This window comes from Delftia sp. DS1230 (assembly GCF_040112715.1).
Classification (GTDB): Bacteria; Pseudomonadota; Gammaproteobacteria; order Burkholderiales; family Burkholderiaceae_C; genus Comamonas; species Comamonas tsuruhatensis.
In genome coordinates this window covers 3842024-3856914 of the sequence record NZ_CP157763.1, presented here as the reverse complement: position 1 = coordinate 3856914, position 14891 = coordinate 3842024, and the positions used below count along the sequence as shown (strand labels likewise).

Below are 14891 nucleotides of genomic sequence, written 5' to 3'. Positions count from 1 at the left end.
ACTTTCCTGTTCGCTTTGTAAACGGGTATGGTGGCCTCCCACTTTTGAGGTTCACGATGCAGGGTTGGCACACAACGTTTTTGGGGATGCGTGGGCTCCCCCGCGATATCAGCGACTTCGAGATGAAGGCATTTTTCACCTTCGATGGTGCCGAGCGCGACGCAATCAATGCACGCCGAGGTGATTCCCACAAGCTTGGTCTGGCGCTCCATATTGGTTTCCTGCGCATGAGTGGGCGTTTGCTCGGTGCCTTTCGGGTAATTCCAGTAGCCTTGTGGCGCCACCTTGGCAACGAGCTTGGCATTGCAGCACCAGAAGTCGCCTCGCTGAGAGCCATGTATGAACGCGGGCGCACGCTATTCGATCACCAACAAGTAGCCTGCACGGTCCTTGGATTCCAGTGGATGAGCGAGCACCAGCGCCGCTCACTGGTACGTGAACTGCGCGACGAAGTGGCGCGCTGCGCCGACCGCGATCAGCTACTCGTGCGGGCGCGTCAATGGCTGTACAAGAACAAGCTGGTGATCGTGCACGAGCGGGCAATTCGGACACTGATTGCGGCGGCACTTGCCCAGCTTGAAGTTGAAACAGGCACCGCCATCGCCGCCAGCGTTGATCCAGCAACACTTGATCGCTGGCGAGCCTCAGTTTCAGAGCTGCGCCCAGATGGACAAACCCAGCAGAGTTGGCTATGGGCTGCACCGGCGAAACACTCAACCCGCCAAATCAGCGAGGTACTGGAGCGCATCGACCTGCTTTACACGCTGGACGTTCATAAGCACCTGGCAGACATCCCCGATCTCATCTTGCGCCGCTACGCGCGCCGACTTGTCTCCAGGCCGCCCTCAGCCGGAGCCAAGATCAAAGAGCCAGCGCGCACCGTGGAGGTCGCATGCTTTCTTCGGTATTGCCTGTTCACCACCACAGACCAGTTGATCCTTATGGTGCAGCGCCGGATCGCCGATCTGTGGCGTCAGGCTGCCGCCGATGTCCCCGCTACCGTCAATTGGGCCGCAATGTACAAAACGCTGCTCGGCGAACTTGTTGCCTTGAGCGCGCAAGGTGCGGTGCCAGATGCTGAGTTGCGTGCCCGTCTTGAAGCCTTGATCACCGAAACCCAGAAACGCAAACCACCGAGCAGGGCCTCCCTGGTCCGCGAGGGATTGATTGATGGAATTCGCCCCGTGCGGTCGTTGCTCGTCGCCATTGCAAAGCTGCCCTGGCAGGCCACCGGCGAGCATCCTGCCATCGAGTACCTTGCCAAGCTGCAAGCTTTATATCTCAAAGGATCCAGAAAGCTGCCAGTTGAAGTGGTGGCACCAAGTCTGGGAATGATCTGGCAGGTTTCGATCTCCAGCCCAGACCGGGAACGGGCGTTTCAGGCGTTGGAGGTGGCCACCCTGTTTGCCCTGCGCCGCGCGGTGCGCAATGGCTCGGTCTGGATTGAGCACAGCCTGAGCTTTCGGGGTCGTGCGCGCTTGTTCTTCACGGACGAGCGTTGGCAGGCAGAGTCCAAGAAACACTATGCCCGTCTATCGTTACCCAGCAAGGCTGCCACTTTCTTGAAGCCTTTGCTGGCCAGAGTAACTGCCGGTGTCGATGCGGTGGCCGCTGCAGCCCGCAGTGGCGTACTGCGCGTGGATGATGAACTCCATTTGTCGCCATTGCCCGCAGAGGACGAAGACCCAGAAGTGACCAAGCTGCGCGCGGCTTTGGATCACCGCATCGGTGAGGTTCAATTGCCGGAAGTGATTCTGGCCGTTGACGCCCAGGTGCGCTTTAGCTGGATCATGCTCGGACGTGAGCCGCGCTCTACCGACGAGCTGCTGATGGTCTATGCCGGCATCATGGCCCACGGCACCAGTCTGACTGCGGTCGAATGCGCGCGCATGATTCCGCAATTGTCTGCCACCAGCATTCGCCAGGCCATGCGCTGGGCGCGGGACGAACGGCGTCTGAGCCAGGCCTGCCAGGCTGTGCTGGAATTCATGCAGCGACACCCGATTGCCGCCACCTGGGGGCGGTCCGATTTGGCATCTTCTGACATGATGAGCATGGAGACCACCAAACGGGTGTGGCAAGCCCGGCTTGATCCTCGGCGCAACACACCTTCCATTGGAATCTACTCCCATGTAAAAGACCGGTGGGGCATCTTCCATGCGCAGCCCTTTGTGCTCAATGAGCGCCAGGCGGGCGTGGCCATTGAAGGTGTCATCCGCCAAGAAAAGCTGGAGACCAGCCAGCTTGCTGTGGATACCCATGGCTACACCGACTTTGCCATGTCACATGCCCGTTTGCTTGGTTTTGATCTTTGCCCGCGGTTGAAGGAACTCAAACAGCGCCACCTCTTTGTGCCACGCGGCACCAAAGTGCCCGCAGAAATCGCTGCGGTGTGCGAAGCCAATGTCGACGTCGCTTTGATCGAAAAGCATTGGGATAGTCTGGTGCACCTGGCAGCCTCGGTCATGAGCGGACATGCCAGTGCGGTGGCAGCTCTTGCGCGGTTCGGTTCTGCCGCCCAGGGCGATCCAATCTATGAGGCTGGCGTGCAATTGGGGCGGTTGCTGCGTACGGCGTTTTTGGCTGACTACTTTGTCAAGGACGCTTTCAGGAACGAGTTGCGCCGGGTGCTCAATCGGGGCGAGGCTGTTAACGCCCTCAAGCGCGCCATTTATACCGGCCGGATCAGCCCGGCGCAGGCCAAACGTGTCGATGAAATGCAGGCTGTGGCCGATGCGTTGAGCCTGATGGCCAACATCGTGATGGCGTGGAATACCTCACAGATGCAGGCGGTCCTGGATCGCTGGTCGAACCGCCGCCAGGTCATTCCACCGGAACTGATCGGGAAGATTGCGCCCACCAGGCTGGAGAGCATCAACTTGCGGGGTGTGTTTCGCTTCCCGGTTGACCGCTATGCTGACCAAATCCTGCCTTCGCGGCCAAATGCATCGATAACTGGCACCAATGGATGAAACCGACCACGGTTTGACGCCACGAATCGCAGATTTGAAAGTGAACAGGAAAGTCAATGAAATCAACGATCTACCAACACCACCTCCGCGCCAGTGCTAGCTTTTCGTACCGTCACTTATTGCACTGAAAACGAGGAGACCCCAACCAGTGGTTGGGTCGGGCAACGATCATGTCTGCTGTGCGGGGAGGGGGTAGTGCCGTGCCCGGAGTTGCTCCTGGGCGTGAGCGACCAACCAGTACCGGACCACACCCACGGGTCACCCAAGCCGCGCGCCAGGTCAGACGACAGAGACCGCCAGCGCGCGGTCGAGACCCCGCCGCGCCCGCGCGCTTCTTGTGCCGCTTTCGACGGCGGCGACGGCCGGACGCGGCGCAAAGCCCGGCGCGGGCCTTGCGCGAGAGCTAGTGCGCTTTCACATGACGGGATTTGACGAGATTTGAAGGCCACGCGAAAGAGGGCCGGGGGCGTGCGCGGCGGTCGCTGATCGAACACGCCTGCATCGAAAAATCAACGGAAATTGCGGGAACAGGTGGCCGGACAGCCGCATGGAGCCTATGGGGAAAAGCGCGAAAATTTCCCAGAAACTGGCTCGCAGGCCGTGCCGGGCCGCGATTGCAGAAGTAGATTGTGATTCCTGTTGTCGTGGGTTCGAGCCCCATCAGCCACCCCAAAATTCGATAGAAACGTTATAACGGCTTGATTTCATTAGAAATCAAGCCGTTTTCGTTGGTGCGATAAATTTGGTTGTTACACGGTCTGTCACACGCAGTGAGAAAGACCATGAAAGCAGTAGCCGAACACATCTATCAACGCGGTAAGCGCGGAATCCTCTACGTCCGACGCCGTATCCCTGACGCCATACGTTTGGCGTACCCGCTAAAGCAAACACACATCACCTGAGCCTTGGCACTTCTGACCTCCGAGAAGGGAAGGTGCGTGCGCGTGCAGAGCTGCAGCGCATTGACGCTGAGTTTGAGAAGAAGCAGCACGAGTGCGACGACCTGCTTGACCGCCTCCTCCTTGAATTCCGGCGTAAACCTCTGGGTGCTCATGACATTCCCTCCTATGCTCAAAGGATAGGCCGGGCTTGTCTACCGGACCAGGGGCAGTCCAACAGTGGTTTGAAGCGTGAGGCTGAGGAGCGAATCTCTACTCGTTACCGGCGTCTAGGCTTCCTAAACAAGACCCCCGTGCAGGAGCCCCGCAGTTAGCTATTAAGTTACTGAAACGGTGGTGCCTGAGAGAAGTTGAATTGTTCTCAAAAGTGCTGTTGGATCCGCTGTGCCCATACCTGCGATATCCATCGCACTTCCGTGACCGACACTCGACAAGAGCACGTCTCCCCCAATCGATATCGCGCTTGCAGCATTGGGTGCCAGGAGCTTGATGGGGACGTGCCCTTGGTCGTGGAACATCGCCACGTAAAGGTCATGCCGGCGTTGCCCAAGAAGTACATCTGCACCAGCAGGGTCATCAACCTTATGGCCGGCATCTCGCAAGAGCTGCGCTGCAGGCAGCGTGATCGAAGCATCTTCCTCACCAAAAAGCGTGCCCTCAGAAGCGTGTGGGTTTATTCCAAAAAGTGCGACTTTGGGTGCTGGCTCACCCAACAACGCACAGCCTTTTATGCCGGCCAAAGCAGCACTCTTCACAAGTTGTGGAGTCAACCGATTCAGTGCACTTTGCACACTTTCGTGAAGTGTGGCGTGCACGATTCGAAAACCTGCGCCTACAAGCATCAAAAAGACTTCACTTTCTCGAGCGCCACATACGCGGGCTACCAGTGATGGGTATCCAGAGAAAGGTATGCCAGCTAGGTGTATAGATGTCTCATGATGCGGGCATGCAATGACTGCATCAGCCACCCCGCGCTTGCACGCTTCAATTGCAGCTGTTGCCGATGCAACGGCAGAGTGTCCTGCATCAGCCTCAATCGTGCCAAATCGAGCAGCTCTGTCCAGCGTTCCCACTTCAACGTGGTTGATTTCGTTAAGTACGTGAGAGAGGCCACACACGGTTGCGGTCTGTGCGAGTACATTGCCTGGTCCAAAAACCGTAATCCGCTGCCTATCGTTTGGCGACAAAATTGCTAGCGCTTTGATCGCAATTTCTGGTCCGATGCCGTTCGGATCTCCAATGGCAAGAGCAAGTCTTCGAGTCATTCTGGGTCACTCAATAGTTATGTGCGCGTCTCGAATGACCTTTTGCCACAGCTGGGTCTGTTGTTTGATGAAGTTTGCGCTGTCAACCGCTGTTTTCGGCATTGCATCCAGGCCCAGATTGACAAACCTGTCGTGCATGGATGGGCGGTTAACTGCATCGCTTACAGCCCTGTTCAATAACGTGATGTCTGCGGTAGAGGTGCCAGGTGCTGATACGGCGGCATACCATGTGACCGATTGCATTGCGGGCAAACCTACCTCCGCAAAAGTAGGTACATCAGGCAGTGCTGCTGAGCGCTTTGCGTCAGCGACAGCCAAGATCCGAACCTTGCCCGCTTTGTGCAAATTCAGAGCAGCACCGACATTGCCAAAAAAGGAGTCCACCTGGCTACCGGCTAGATCGGTGAGCGCAGGCGTGTCGCCTTTGTACGGAACGTGAAGCATAGAAGCGCCCGTGATACTTTCAAACAATCCCGCCGTAAGGTGGGAAGTTGTTCCGTTGCCTTGAGATGCATAGGAAATTGTGTTCTTGCCACGCTTTGCAAGTTGGACGAACTCTTGAGCGGATGTAACGGCAAGCTTTGGACTGACAATCAGCGCGTTAGGCACGGAAGCAATGGTGCTGATGGCGACCCACTTTGAGGGATCGTATGGCAACTTGGGATACAGGCCTTGGTTAACAGCTATGGGGCCGGGCGATGAAATCAGCAGGGTATTTTCTGAAGGTTTTGACCGGTTAAACACTTCAGCAGCACCCAAGTTGCCGCCAGCTCCGGTCTTGTTTTCAACGTAAACCCCCTTGGGGAACTTGGGGCGCATTTCCTCCGCAAGGGCCCTAGCCAAAACATCTGCAATTCCTCCAGCAGCGAATGGAACCACTATTTTGAGTGGTTTGTCAGATATGTCTTGTGCCGTTGCTGTATTGGCTACTACGAGCCCCAAAGAGCAAATCGTGGTTGCGATTAATTTTTGCCATTGCATGGTAACTTGTCTCCGGAGCGGAAGATTATGAGTAAGTGTCAGGTAAGAATTCTGCCCCCCCGTTTGTTAGGTGGTAAGGGGCGGAGTCTGCTAGCAGGTATGCCGAAAATGAATATCAACTCACTGGGATGATGAAAAATTAGCAACTAAAGTTGTCTCTGGAAGCTACTAACGCACAAGGTAATTCAGCACCAAATCCCGCAGCAATTCCATCTGCTGTGGGCTGATGCCCAGCAGGGGCCGGGCGGGGAGTTGTACTGGGCGCCGGTCTTGCTGACCTTGTCTTGCAGGCCAAAGTGGTGCACCTGAGCGATGCGCTGGGCATAACCCACAAAGCGCAGCACGGTGGCATCGGTGAAGGTCTGGGCCCGTAAGTGGCGGGCAGTGCGAAGCTTGCGGAACATGGAGCCGGCGCGCAGCTTGCCGCGCTGGTCACGGCTTCGGCTTTTGCGGGGGGCCCAGGCTTCGCCCAGTGGGCCGTGCTGGGCAGCGATGCTGCGCTGGTTTTCGCGGCGCAGCATGACCGCCACTTGACGCGCCAGTTGGCGGCGCTCGGCCGGCTGCAGTTTGTGCAGCAGGGGAGCCACCCAGTCACTCAGACGTTGCAGGTCATCGGCCATGGTGTTGTGCAATGCATTTAGCTGTGCGCTGCCTGTGCTGTCTGTGGTGCTGGCCGTTCAGATACAGCGCGGTAATGGGGTCATGCGGCAGCAGGTGCGGGCCGGGTGGCTCGCTGCGGTGCAGCAGTTCCATGGCGCCGACTGGGCCGCCGGGCAGCGGTCGGGCAGCCACGCTTTCGGTCAGCTTGAGATCAATGGCCAGGTCCATTGCCAGGGTGTTGAGGTATTCGGCATCGAAGGTGATGGCCTGGCCCTGGTTTTGGGGGTTGTGCAGCAGGTCGCTTTGGTGGGAACGCAGCCACACGAGGATGGGGCCCATGACGGCATCGGGGTGGCCGGCGTAGTTCAAAAACAGCAGGCGCAGGGTGGACGTGTGCTTTCTTCGTTCGTCGCTGAGGGGCTTGTACCGATAACTCCGCCTGTTACCTGGTTGTCACACATGGCTGTGTAACAACCTTTGGGAACTCACACCAAGCTTGGATTTGAATTCGGCCAGTGGCTCGCCATCAGCGACCCAAAATAAGATAAAGCCCTAGTGCTCACAAAACAATAGCGATTTTTTCGTTGTGTTCCCATTTTGGGAAATTGAATAGATTCAGCAGATGCATCTGGCGGCCTGCGGCGCGGTAATTCTTGTGAGGTACTCGCCCTCTTAAAGATGCGTGTGTTCTTGCTGTTTCTTGCCGTGGATGGGGGCCCTGGGGCTGCCTTGCCAGCCGCAGTAGGTTGTGTGTGAAGGGCTCGGTACGGCGTCGATGTGCAACGGGTCACCTAGCTAATAGGCAAAGTTAGCTTGCCCACGCTGCAGTTGTTCAGGCCGTCTCTGTCTGGAAAACTGCGACAGCGTTGACCAGTTCCTGGGCCTGCTCGTTAAGGCTGAGGGCCGCTGCAGACATTTGCTCGACCAGGGCCGCGTTTTGCTGCGTGGTTTGGTCCATTTGGTTGACCGCTTGGGCCACCTGTGCGATGCCTTTGCTTTGTTCTTCGCTGGCGGCAGTGATTTCGCCCACCACATCGGTCACGCGGCTGATGCTGCCGACGATTTCGCTCATGGTCTTGCCGGCCTGGTTGGCCAGTTCGCAACCGTTGTCTACCCGCGCTACGCTTTCTTCGATCAGGCCCTTGATTTGTTTGGCTGCATCGGCCGAGCGGGCGGCTAAGCCCCGTACCTCGGTCGCCACCACCGCAAACCCACGGCCTTGCGTGCCTGCATTGGCCGCCTCTACAGCGGCATTCAAGGCGAGGATGTTGGTTTGGAAGGCAATGCTGTCGATCATCGAGACGATGTCCTGGATTTTGTGGCTTGACTCGCGGATGCCGCTCATGGTCTCTGCGACCTGGCTGACGGCTTGGCCGCCTTGCTGGGCCACGCGGGTCGCTTGCTGGGCAAGCTTGTTGGCCTGCAGTGCGCTGTCTGCATTTTGTCGAACGGTGGACGATAACTGGTCCATCGACGAGGCGGTTTCTTGCAGTGCGGCGGCCTGGGTTTCGGTACGCACGCTGAGGTCTTGATTGCCCTGTGCAATCTGGGTACTGGCCGCCGCCACATTGTCGGAGCCGGTACGGACGTTGGATGCGACGGAGCGCAGGCTGTCTTGCATCGCTTTGAGCGAGGAGAGCAGTTGCCCGGTTTCATTGGTGGGCTGCTCTTGAATGACCGACGTCAGATCACCGAGCGCCACGGTCTGGGCCACATTCACGGCCTTTGACAGGGGCGAGACGATGGAGCGGATCACAAAGCGGCCGTAGATGCCTGCAATCAGCAGCGCAATCGCACACACGGCGATCAGCAGCATGGGGTCTCCTCGTTTTCAGTGCAATAAGTGACGGTACGCAAAGCTAGCACTGGCGCGGGGGTGGTCTGGGTAGACCGTTGATTTCATTGACTTTCCTGTTCGCTTTGTAAACGGGTATGGTGGCCTCCCACTTTTGAGGTTCACGATGCAGGGTTGGCACACAACGTTTTTGGGGATGCGTGGGCTCCCCCGCGATATCAGCGACTTCGAGATGAAGGCATTTTTCACCTTCGATGGTGCCGAGCGCGACGCAATCAATGCACGCCGAGGTGATTCCCACAAGCTTGGTCTGGCGCTCCATATTGGTTTCCTGCGCATGAGTGGGCGTTTGCTCGGTGCCTTTCGGGTAATTCCAGTAGCCTTGTGGCGCCACCTTGGCAACGAGCTTGGCATTGCAGCACCAGAAGTCGCCTCGCTGAGAGCCATGTATGAACGCGGGCGCACGCTATTCGATCACCAACAAGTAGCCTGCACGGTCCTTGGATTCCAGTGGATGAGCGAGCACCAGCGCCGCTCACTGGTACGTGAACTGCGCGACGAAGTGGCGCGCTGCGCCGACCGCGATCAGCTACTCGTGCGGGCGCGTCAATGGCTGTACAAGAACAAGCTGGTGATCGTGCACGAGCGGGCAATTCGGACACTGATTGCGGCGGCACTTGCCCAGCTTGAAGTTGAAACAGGCACCGCCATCGCCGCCAGCGTTGATCCAGCAACACTTGATCGCTGGCGAGCCTCAGTTTCAGAGCTGCGCCCAGATGGACAAACCCAGCAGAGTTGGCTATGGGCTGCACCGGCGAAACACTCAACCCGCCAAATCAGCGAGGTACTGGAGCGCATCGACCTGCTTTACACGCTGGACGTTCATAAGCACCTGGCAGACATCCCCGATCTCATCTTGCGCCGCTACGCGCGCCGACTTGTCTCCAGGCCGCCCTCAGCCGGAGCCAAGATCAAAGAGCCAGCGCGCACCGTGGAGGTCGCATGCTTTCTTCGGTATTGCCTGTTCACCACCACAGACCAGTTGATCCTTATGGTGCAGCGCCGGATCGCCGATCTGTGGCGTCAGGCTGCCGCCGATGTCCCCGCTACCGTCAATTGGGCCGCAATGTACAAAACGCTGCTCGGCGAACTTGTTGCCTTGAGCGCGCAAGGTGCGGTGCCAGATGCTGAGTTGCGTGCCCGTCTTGAAGCCTTGATCACCGAAACCCAGAAACGCAAACCACCGAGCAGGGCCTCCCTGGTCCGCGAGGGATTGATTGATGGAATTCGCCCCGTGCGGTCGTTGCTCGTCGCCATTGCAAAGCTGCCCTGGCAGGCCACCGGCGAGCATCCTGCCATCGAGTACCTTGCCAAGCTGCAAGCTTTATATCTCAAAGGATCCAGAAAGCTGCCAGTTGAAGTGGTGGCACCAAGTCTGGGAATGATCTGGCAGGTTTCGATCTCCAGCCCAGACCGGGAACGGGCGTTTCAGGCGTTGGAGGTGGCCACCCTGTTTGCCCTGCGCCGCGCGGTGCGCAATGGCTCGGTCTGGATTGAGCACAGCCTGAGCTTTCGGGGTCGTGCGCGCTTGTTCTTCACGGACGAGCGTTGGCAGGCAGAGTCCAAGAAACACTATGCCCGTCTATCGTTACCCAGCAAGGCTGCCACTTTCTTGAAGCCTTTGCTGGCCAGAGTAACTGCCGGTGTCGATGCGGTGGCCGCTGCAGCCCGCAGTGGCGTACTGCGCGTGGATGATGAACTCCATTTGTCGCCATTGCCCGCAGAGGACGAAGACCCAGAAGTGACCAAGCTGCGCGCGGCTTTGGATCACCGCATCGGTGAGGTTCAATTGCCGGAAGTGATTCTGGCCGTTGACGCCCAGGTGCGCTTTAGCTGGATCATGCTCGGACGTGAGCCGCGCTCTACCGACGAGCTGCTGATGGTCTATGCCGGCATCATGGCCCACGGCACCAGTCTGACTGCGGTCGAATGCGCGCGCATGATTCCGCAATTGTCTGCCACCAGCATTCGCCAGGCCATGCGCTGGGCGCGGGACGAACGGCGTCTGAGCCAGGCCTGCCAGGCTGTGCTGGAATTCATGCAGCGACACCCGATTGCCGCCACCTGGGGGCGGTCCGATTTGGCATCTTCTGACATGATGAGCATGGAGACCACCAAACGGGTGTGGCAAGCCCGGCTTGATCCTCGGCGCAACACACCTTCCATTGGAATCTACTCCCATGTAAAAGACCGGTGGGGCATCTTCCATGCGCAGCCCTTTGTGCTCAATGAGCGCCAGGCGGGCGTGGCCATTGAAGGTGTCATCCGCCAAGAAAAGCTGGAGACCAGCCAGCTTGCTGTGGATACCCATGGCTACACCGACTTTGCCATGTCACATGCCCGTTTGCTTGGTTTTGATCTTTGCCCGCGGTTGAAGGAACTCAAACAGCGCCACCTCTTTGTGCCACGCGGCACCAAAGTGCCCGCAGAAATCGCTGCGGTGTGCGAAGCCAATGTCGACGTCGCTTTGATCGAAAAGCATTGGGATAGTCTGGTGCACCTGGCAGCCTCGGTCATGAGCGGACATGCCAGTGCGGTGGCAGCTCTTGCGCGGTTCGGTTCTGCCGCCCAGGGCGATCCAATCTATGAGGCTGGCGTGCAATTGGGGCGGTTGCTGCGTACGGCGTTTTTGGCTGACTACTTTGTCAAGGACGCTTTCAGGAACGAGTTGCGCCGGGTGCTCAATCGGGGCGAGGCTGTTAACGCCCTCAAGCGCGCCATTTATACCGGCCGGATCAGCCCGGCGCAGGCCAAACGTGTCGATGAAATGCAGGCTGTGGCCGATGCGTTGAGCCTGATGGCCAACATCGTGATGGCGTGGAATACCTCACAGATGCAGGCGGTCCTGGATCGCTGGTCGAACCGCCGCCAGGTCATTCCACCGGAACTGATCGGGAAGATTGCGCCCACCAGGCTGGAGAGCATCAACTTGCGGGGTGTGTTTCGCTTCCCGGTTGACCGCTATGCTGACCAAATCCTGCCTTCGCGGCCAAATGCATCGATAACTGGCACCAATGGATGAAACCGACCACGGTTTGACGCCACGAATCGCAGATTTGAAAGTGAACAGGAAAGTCAATGAAATCAACGATCTACCAACACCACCTCCGCGCCAGTGCTAGCTTTTCGTACCGTCACTTATTGCACTGAAAACGAGGAGACCCCTACCGGGCTAGCGGCCTCAATCTGGTAACGGCTGCCGTCGTGTTGTGGAACACGGTCTATCTGGAACGGGCTGCGCACGCGCTGCGTGGCAACGGCCATGCCGTTGATGACGCGCTGTTGCAGTACCTGTCGCCGCTCGGTTGGGAGCACATCAACCTCACCGGCGATTACCTCTGGCGCAGCAGCGCCAAGATCGGCGCGGGCAAGTTCAGGCCGCTACGACCGCTGCAACCGGCTTAGCGTGCTTTATTTTCCGTTTTCTGAGGCGACCCCTTGACTGATCGGCTGGGAGGGAGGTGGATAGACTTCTGGTTTTTAGAACGTCGCTATGGTGTCAGCATGAAACTGAACGAAGAAAACGAACCGTTCTTCATCACCGAGGACATGGCCGCCGAGATGGCTGCTGCCGGCTACGAGTTCAAGCCTCCCGGCCATGCCAGAACGAAGAGCGTCCGCGACCTGTACGGATGGCAGCCTGGGGAGACTCTGGAGCAGGCCATTGCCCGTCAACAGCGAAGGCAGTGTTCATCCTCTTGATCTGAGCATGGCATTATTCATGGCATTAGTTGGTTGCCGTATTGTAAGTCATTGATATTTAACATGGTTTTGTGACTATAGATAATCGAGTGGGAATGATTGCGCAATAGGAAACGGCCGGGGTCGTCCGGCCGTATTTCCGAATCAAGCCCGCGGCACTGCGGGCTTTTTTCTGCCCGCCCGCCGTTGTTCAGTGGGATGCTGGAATAGCCGAATGCTCGCGCAGGTATGCCCTCAGCTTCGCGTCCGTGGCATACACATAGCACCCCTTCATGCCACGGGTCATCAAGGTGCGATAGGTGTTCTTGATGATGCTTTCCGCCAGCCGTGGGGCCTCGGCAGGCTGCTCCTTCGTCATCTTCACGAATCCCTTCATGGTCTTGTCATGTCTGTCCCTGGCTCGGGGCACTGCCACCAGCGTGTCGCCCATGATGGCCAGGTCTGGCCCGATGATGACTCCCACATAGTCCACTTCCAGCCCCTGGCAGGTGTGTATGCAGCCGACCTGTGCCACAGAGTTCGGTGCCACGATCCAGAGGCTGCCGTCCTGGTCCAGATTCCATTGGCGCTCGTAGTCTCCGATGACTACGTCCATAAGCTTGGGATTCTTCTTGCTGTTCCATGGCCAGCAGTAACCAGCCACAACGCGTGCCCGGTTGTTGGCGTTCTTCGTCTCGATGGCCTTGTGCAGATCCGAGGGGTCGTCAAACACCTGAAAGTCAAACGGAATATCTGCAAGGCTAGGGTTGGCGGTAGTTCGGATCTGCAACGTATGGTCTACCCAGGCCAGATAGCCGTCGGAGCCGGCGCACCGAAATTGGGAAGTCAGCGAATATTCCTCTACCTCAGCATTCCGCTCGGCTGCAAACTTGCGGATGATCTCCTTGGAACCTACATCCTTGAGAGTCACGCGCTGGTCTTCGTCGATGAAAAAGATGCTGCACTTGGCAGCTTCTATCAGCTCCTTGACCTGATGGGTGCCCAGATTCCCATAGAAGCCGCTTTTTTCGGTTAGGCGATGTGCTTCGTCCACGACCAAGACATCAAAGGCATCCTGCACGGTTTCCGTGAAGGAGCCTGATCCGCCGAAAAGATTGACCAGATGTGCGTTGTCGCGCGTCTGTATCAGCTTGTCGCTATAGACAGCGCGTGGGGCAGCGTTCTTGGAAATGTATTTGACGGTCAAGCCTTCGCGCAGAGCCGCAAGCAGGTTGACGGCGATCACCGACTTGCCGGTTCCAGGACCGCCCTCAATGATCAAGACGCGAGGCCTGCCGCTGGCGCTGGCCTGGCGGCATGCCGCCTTCGCAGCCTCGAACACTTCCTTCTGGTCGTCGATTAGCGCGAACTCGCTGTTGCCCTTCAGCAGCTTGCCGACCACATCCGCCAGCGCTTTGGATGGCCGCATCCTTCCTCGTTCAAGATCGAACAGCACCTGGCGGCCTCGGCCATGCCGGATGTGCTGTTTGATGAACTCGCGGAGTTTCTTGCGGTCTTCATCGCCTTTCAGGAACAAAGGTGCCCGCTCGATATAGGGCTGGTACTGGGGGGAGTCGATGATGCCATCGGCGGCATAGTTGTGCAGGTAGGCGCAAGGCTTCAGCTGCAGCCCGCCGTCATAGATGGCCTCGTTGAACCCCTCCAGAAATGCCGTGTACGACCACGCCTGGTAGCTGGGGTGAATGCGCGCCTGGTCAGGGCGCATTCCACCGCGCAAAAGCACGATGGCATCGCGGTCGGTGGCGCCGACCGATGACCATTGCTTGAGTTCGACCACCACCAGCCGTCGAGAGCCGTCGTCGGCATGTCCGGCAAGAATGACATCGATGCGTTTTGACGATTGCGGCAGGATGAATTCGACAGCGACCCCGATGTCGGGTGCGATTTCCGGGTCACGCAGAAGGCGGGCAATGTAGCCCAGCGACTCGCGCCATGATCGGATCTCCGCCTTGGCTACCTTGCGGTGAGTCGCTGCCTGGTACTTCGCGTAGATGACGTCTTCAATATCGCGTTCGTCGTAGTCGAGCAGGAATTGTGTCTTCTCGGCCTGATAAACGATCATGGCTCGGGCAGCTGGTCGTATTTGGTGCTGACGCCGCGCGACGCCTCGACAGGGTATTTGGCGGCGTTGGAAGCCAGCTTGCTGGCGATGGCTGCGTTGAGGTCCACGTCCAGCACATCCGCCAAGCGGATGAGGTACAGGGCGACATCGGCCAGTTCGTCGCGTACCGCCGAGGCGGTTTTAGGATTCGAGGCGGCCGAATGAGAGTCGGCCTCGGTCATCCATTGGAATATTTCGGTCAACTCACCCACCTCGCCCGAGAGAGCCATGACCAGATTCTTGGGTGAATGGAATTGCTGCCACTCCCGCTCTTGCGCAAACTGCCTCAGCGCGTGTACCGCGCCCGTCACGTCAATCAGACTTTTGTCCACATCCAGACCCTTTCGGAACGGATTGTTACCTATTCTGCAGTTCCTAGGACTCAGAGACCTGAAGTATCGCTGCGCCTAGGAAGATTCTGAGCCCGGGCGAGGCTTGGATGTAAGAACTAGCCGCCTGATTCCCAGGCCAGGTGCAAGCACTTGCGCGCAGACAGACGAAGTCCAGTGTTCCCCA

11 protein-coding genes and 1 pseudogene are annotated in these 14891 nt (G+C 58.1%); 4 read left to right on the top strand and 8 right to left on the bottom strand.

What is annotated here, in order from left to right:
* Positions 1-56: 56 nt before the first annotated feature.
* Complete coding sequence (locus AAN986_RS17315; RefSeq protein WP_003049965.1) at positions 57-2972, top strand: Tn3-like element IS1071 family transposase; 2916 nt, start codon at positions 57-59, stop codon at positions 2970-2972.
* Between the two features lie 832 nt (positions 2973-3804).
* Here the strand turns inward: AAN986_RS17315 and AAN986_RS17310 are convergent.
* From AAN986_RS17310 to AAN986_RS17285, 6 genes are all read right to left on the bottom strand, one after another.
* Positions 3805-4026, bottom strand: a complete 222-nt coding sequence (locus AAN986_RS17310) for a hypothetical protein (protein ID WP_349335420.1) — start codon at positions 4024-4026, stop codon at positions 3805-3807.
* Positions 4027-4188: 162 nt separating this feature from the next.
* The gene (locus AAN986_RS17305) at positions 4189-5136 is read right to left on the bottom strand and encodes a 4-hydroxythreonine-4-phosphate dehydrogenase PdxA (RefSeq protein ID WP_349335419.1); all 948 of its coding nucleotides are present in this window, start codon (positions 5134-5136) and stop codon (positions 4189-4191) included.
* Between the two features lie 6 nt (positions 5137-5142).
* Positions 5143-6117: a tripartite tricarboxylate transporter substrate binding protein gene (locus AAN986_RS17300; RefSeq protein WP_349335418.1), complete on the bottom strand. Its 975-nt coding sequence runs from the start codon at positions 6115-6117 to the stop codon at positions 5143-5145.
* A gap of 185 nt (positions 6118-6302) precedes the next feature.
* On the bottom strand, positions 6303-6737 hold the full coding sequence (locus AAN986_RS17295) for a phage virion morphogenesis protein (protein WP_349335417.1): 435 nt from the start codon (positions 6735-6737) through the stop codon (positions 6303-6305).
* Positions 6727-7092, bottom strand: coding sequence for a phage tail protein (locus AAN986_RS17290; protein WP_349335731.1), 366 nt, complete (start codon positions 7090-7092; stop codon positions 6727-6729). The genes AAN986_RS17295 and AAN986_RS17290 overlap by 11 nt, the downstream gene beginning before the upstream one ends.
* A gap of 457 nt (positions 7093-7549) precedes the next feature.
* Positions 7550-8533 carry a methyl-accepting chemotaxis protein gene (locus AAN986_RS17285; RefSeq protein ID WP_349335416.1) on the bottom strand — a complete coding sequence of 328 codons (984 nt, stop codon included), beginning with the start codon at positions 8531-8533 and terminating at the stop codon, positions 7550-7552.
* A 145-nt stretch (positions 8534-8678) separates the two neighbouring features.
* Here AAN986_RS17285 and AAN986_RS17280 point away from each other — a divergent pair, with 145 nt between their 5' ends.
* From AAN986_RS17280 to AAN986_RS17270, 3 genes and pseudogenes are all read left to right on the top strand, one after another.
* Positions 8679-11594: a Tn3-like element IS1071 family transposase gene (locus AAN986_RS17280; RefSeq protein ID WP_003049965.1), complete on the top strand. Its 2916-nt coding sequence runs from the start codon at positions 8679-8681 to the stop codon at positions 11592-11594.
* A 155-nt stretch (positions 11595-11749) separates the two neighbouring features.
* Positions 11750-11977 (top strand): annotated as a pseudogene (locus AAN986_RS17275) (Tn3 family transposase); the annotation flags it as partial.
* Positions 11978-12076: 99 nt separating this feature from the next.
* Positions 12077-12274 carry a hypothetical protein gene (locus AAN986_RS17270; RefSeq protein ID WP_063570105.1) on the top strand — a complete coding sequence of 66 codons (198 nt, stop codon included), beginning with the start codon at positions 12077-12079 and terminating at the stop codon, positions 12272-12274.
* Positions 12275-12464: 190 nt separating this feature from the next.
* On the opposite strand, the gene AAN986_RS17265 is transcribed toward AAN986_RS17270, so the two are convergent.
* Positions 12465-14336 (bottom strand): DUF2075 domain-containing protein, encoded by a 1872-nt coding sequence (locus AAN986_RS17265; RefSeq protein WP_047217241.1) that lies wholly within the window; start codon positions 14334-14336, stop codon positions 12465-12467.
* Positions 14333-14707, bottom strand: coding sequence for a nucleotide pyrophosphohydrolase (locus AAN986_RS17260; RefSeq protein ID WP_016448215.1), 375 nt, complete (start codon positions 14705-14707; stop codon positions 14333-14335). The genes AAN986_RS17265 and AAN986_RS17260 overlap by 4 nt, the downstream gene beginning before the upstream one ends.
* Between the last annotated feature and the right edge of the window lie 184 nt (positions 14708-14891).

Excerpts from the sequence above, each read along its gene's own strand:
- AAN986_RS17315 (WP_003049965.1), top strand. The coding sequence starts at position 57 with ATGCAGGGTTGGCACACAACGTTTTTGGGGATGCGTGGGCTCCCCCGC.
- AAN986_RS17310 (WP_349335420.1), bottom strand. The coding sequence starts at position 4,026 with ATGAGCACCCAGAGGTTTACGCCGGAATTCAAGGAGGAGGCGGTCAAG.
- AAN986_RS17305 (WP_349335419.1), bottom strand. The coding sequence starts at position 5,136 with ATGACTCGAAGACTTGCTCTTGCCATTGGAGATCCGAACGGCATCGGA.
- AAN986_RS17300 (WP_349335418.1), bottom strand. The coding sequence starts at position 6,117 with ATGCAATGGCAAAAATTAATCGCAACCACGATTTGCTCTTTGGGGCTC.
- AAN986_RS17295 (WP_349335417.1), bottom strand. The coding sequence starts at position 6,737 with ATGGCCGATGACCTGCAACGTCTGAGTGACTGGGTGGCTCCCCTGCTG.
- AAN986_RS17285 (WP_349335416.1), bottom strand. The coding sequence starts at position 8,533 with ATGCTGCTGATCGCCGTGTGTGCGATTGCGCTGCTGATTGCAGGCATC.
- AAN986_RS17280 (WP_003049965.1), top strand. The coding sequence starts at position 8,679 with ATGCAGGGTTGGCACACAACGTTTTTGGGGATGCGTGGGCTCCCCCGC.
- AAN986_RS17270 (WP_063570105.1), top strand. The coding sequence starts at position 12,077 with ATGAAACTGAACGAAGAAAACGAACCGTTCTTCATCACCGAGGACATG.
- AAN986_RS17265 (WP_047217241.1), bottom strand. The coding sequence starts at position 14,336 with ATGATCGTTTATCAGGCCGAGAAGACACAATTCCTGCTCGACTACGAC.